Origin of the sequence: Maribacter sp., from assembly GCF_039968975.1 — a bacterium.
Classification (GTDB): Bacteria; Bacteroidota; Bacteroidia; order Flavobacteriales; family Flavobacteriaceae; genus Maribacter.
In genome coordinates this window covers 1-3,154 of the sequence record NZ_JBDVOT010000257.1, presented here as the reverse complement: position 1 = coordinate 3,154, position 3,154 = coordinate 1, and the positions used below count along the sequence as shown (strand labels likewise).

Sequence of the window (3,154 nt, the reverse complement as noted above, 5' to 3'; positions counted from 1 at the left end):
TTAGAGCTTAAAGAAAACAAAAAGATAGTTATAAGTTTTGAATGGAATGCAAAGAACAAAGATTTACACTTTTCTTTTCACGCAAGTAATGACAGAAGTATAGAATCTTTGACTCGATATAAACAAGAGACAATCGTGTTAGAGAGAGAACTACTTCAGATGCTTAAAGATGATGCTTTAAGTCTTTGTACAGATGTTTTTAACCACACTTTAGATGTAAGCTCAGAAGCTGAATCAACGATGACGGGCTTTCAACATTTTTCAGAAAATAGATATGAAGTTGTTACAAATTACCCAGACGTTAGAGACTTAGACGGGCATGTACAATTTCAGGTCAAAGGCAAAAGAAAAGATTGTTATAAGCTTACACTAAAATCTGAAACCACTGATTCATTTAGATACAGGCACAACGTCATAATCAGGAATAATAATGGTTCTGTAAAATCGGATAAAGATTATATAACGACTTCTAAAGAGAGTATTAATAGCTATTTAATTAGTTAGTTACCAGTAGATTATCAGTATCTGGTATTAGAATCATAATCACATAATATTATGGAAAAATCATATTACCAGGCGTTTGTAGCCCAAACGCCAGAAGAAATTCTATTGTCTGTTTTTAAGAAAGAGGAGGATATACTTGTGGGAATTTCATTGGATAACGGAGCCTACTTAGAAGGTATTGTATTAGATATTTCTAGAGTAGACGGTCACCTTAATTCTGTATGTATACTATTACCAGAAAATAGGGTATCCTATTTTAATATTTATCGCATTTCGATGATAACTATTAAGCAACCTAAGAAAATGGTAGTAGAGCTATCTAAAGGTGCAATAAGTAGACCGTATACCACAACAGATGAAAAACTGACTGTTTTACAACTTAAACGTTGGTTGTTGAACTCTCTGAACGAATTGGGTGGTCAAATACAAGAATTTAATATAGAAAGTATTTCTGTAGATGATTTGAACAACAGATTAAATGTTCAAGATGTTTTTAGGGCACTTACTACTGTTATTTCCCAAATCACTGCAGATGCCTTGGGTAAAGAAGCCTGGTCAAACGTTGAAAGTGTTGCCTTAAAACAAGCAGAAACATTACAGCTAGAAATCACAGATAAAGTATTGACAATTTCTATAGCCATAGATAAAGCATTGCCTAATAAACTATCAGAAGTTATAGAGGATAAGCTTCTTCAAATATTATAAACAAACAAAAAATCATTTATCAATAATTAAAATTAAAACAATATGGGACTTAAAGAAAAAAGAATAATTAAAGCATTTGAAAACGATTTATACCCTGCATTACAGGCTGATATTAATGCAGCTGCAGGTCATAATGTAGATATGGAGATTAAATGGGATACCTTACAAGAAGATCGTTTTTCTCACATATACAACGATACATTTCCAAAAATATATTTTCTGCCATTAATTGAAGCTTTTAAAGCCATATGTGTAGATGATATGGGTATTGATCTTTTAAAAGCAGGATTAAAAAAGGTAATCATTATTAATGAAAATGATCACCATAATGAAGAACGTGCTATTACTTTTGAAGATGGTGTTCTAAAAATTGATCATAGTCCGGTAATAAACGCAGACAAGGTTGAAGATCGTACTGCTAGAATTGTTTCTTTATTGGAGGATAAGCTAGAGTCTTTTGCTGAAGCTGGAAATTCCAATACTACTTCAGCATCTGCTGAGAGTACAGAGAATGAATCCACTGAAAATGCACAAAAGAAAACAATCGACATTAATGAAATGTACAACCGATCTTTTGTGACATCCATAGAGAAACAAGAAATTTTCAATGAAATGGTTCAAGGATTGGACTGGAGTTGTGATATGGCTGAAGGTAAATTAACTTTCGGAGAAGATAAGGTGTTTGATATTCAAGTATTTGGTACGTATTCAGAGAATGAAAAAAGTTGGATGTGGGCATGGGCAAATACACAAAGCGGAATATCTGAAACATATTTACAGACCTCATTAGCAGTAAAAGCATTTGGTGAAGCATTAAATATAAGTGATTTTACTACGCCTAAGTTGGAAGTAAAAAGTGACCCAGGTGCCTTTTTTGCAACCATTGCAACTGCATCTATAGGTGAAAGTTGTTATGTACCCTTAGCTTTTAAAGGTGTCACAGTTTATGTAACAATAACATCTGAAGAAGCAGATAGTAAAGCTAAAAATACAGCTGAATCAATTTGTGCGCATATTTCAAAAGTAACATCAGAGTATAATTTTCCTCATAAGTTCAGCCTATACTTTTATCTAACAGCTAAAGGTTATGATGTAGAGTTACCAGGTAATAATCTTATAGCGAAAAAAGGAGATGATCAAATTTTAGGAATATTTGATTTAAAAGGAAAATTAATGAAAATTTCTAATACAAACTTAGTAACTCAAGCCTAGAATATTATGTCATATACATCACAAACATTAACAGATTTAGAAAAGGAACATCAAGCTGCTATTAACGCTGCGCAAGAGAAAATGTTAACTGAACTTAACGATGCACAGGCTTCTGGTAATTTAGAAAAAATACAAGAAGCAAGTGTAGTTTTTCAAAATGTAACAACAGAATTAGCTACAGAATATACAGCCAAAATAGAAGAGATAAATGCATTGAACCATAAGGCGGTTGTAGAAGGAGAGCCAGAGATTTACACCAATAAAAGAGCAGATATAGATTTAAATCTATTGGTTTATGATGGTGATAGAGATTATGTAATCGCTTTTCAAAAAGATGAACTAATTCAAAAAACCTTAGAAAAAGTAAATCAGAATAGCGGTAAGTTCAAGTCTAGAAAACATTTGTTAAAGTCTAGTTTAAGACTAACAAAAACCTTGGCGCCTATGCTTCATGAAATAGGGGAGCATTGCAAGAATACATTGAAGTTGAAAGCCGATATAGAGTTTTTTGTGTATCAGAGTGATATGTTCAATGCATCATGTTATCCGCCAGATGAGAATAAATTATACATTATTTTATCCTCAGGTATGCTAGAGCGTTTCTCAAAAGATGAATTAATTTTTGTTGTTGGGCACGAAATTGGTCACGTTCTTTTTGAACATTTTGATTATCCGGTAAGGCAAATTTTAGATACAGGTGAAAATGATCTAGCACCAATACATGCCATGAAAT

General features: G+C 32.4%; 4 protein-coding genes. All 4 read left to right on the top strand.

Features of this window, described 5'->3' with window-relative positions; all coding sequences use genetic code 11:
- A partial coding sequence (locus ABJI11_RS17735) for a hypothetical protein (RefSeq protein WP_348355331.1) occupies nt 1–504 on the top strand: 504 nt, incomplete at its 5' end.
- 51 nt (nt 505–555) lie between these two features.
- Nucleotides 556–1,209 carry a hypothetical protein gene (locus ABJI11_RS17730; RefSeq protein ID WP_348355328.1) on the top strand — a complete coding sequence of 218 codons (654 nt, stop codon included), beginning with the start codon at nt 556–558 and terminating at the stop codon, nt 1,207–1,209.
- 42 nt (nt 1,210–1,251) lie between these two features.
- Nucleotides 1,252–2,421 carry a DUF6882 domain-containing protein gene (locus tag ABJI11_RS17725; protein ID WP_348355325.1) on the top strand — a complete coding sequence of 390 codons (1,170 nt, stop codon included), beginning with the start codon at nt 1,252–1,254 and terminating at the stop codon, nt 2,419–2,421.
- 6 nt (nt 2,422–2,427) lie between these two features.
- On the top strand, nt 2,428–3,154 hold a 727-nt coding region (locus tag ABJI11_RS17720; protein ID WP_348355322.1), incomplete at its 3' end, for a M48 family metalloprotease.